This window comes from Pseudomonas sp. 2822-17, assembly GCF_002742485.1.
GTDB classification, from domain to species: Bacteria; Pseudomonadota; Gammaproteobacteria; order Pseudomonadales; family Pseudomonadaceae; genus Aquipseudomonas; species Aquipseudomonas cyclaminis.
Genome location: NZ_LJRZ01000772.1, coordinates 1 through 267, shown reverse-complemented (window position 1 = coordinate 267; position 267 = coordinate 1). Strand labels below are relative to the sequence as shown.

Sequence of the window (267 nt, the reverse complement as noted above, 5' to 3'; positions counted from 1 at the left end):
ATATGAGCGTTGGTTTAAGAACTTCTGCATCTTTTCCTTTGATCCCCGCTGTACTTGTCCCAAGGATAACATTCGTAGGAGATATAGAGTTCCCTATAGCCCCTCCTACAGATTGGGCAGCAATAACATGTGCAACATCAAGTCCTTCCATAGATTGTGCTACTGACACATGCAGAGGCGCAAATAACACATTGGAAGAAGTATTTGACGACGTCATAAAGGATCCCACAATACCTATCACATTAGCTAGGGCTAAATAAACAACAG

At 42.3% G+C, this 267-nt stretch carries 1 protein-coding gene; it reads right to left on the bottom strand.

Annotated elements, in window-relative coordinates:
- Nucleotides 1-217 (bottom strand): L-lactate permease (locus AOA60_RS28295; RefSeq protein WP_256592896.1); only part of this gene is annotated, 217 nt, incomplete at its 3' end.
- Nucleotides 218-267 lie beyond the last annotated feature (50 nt).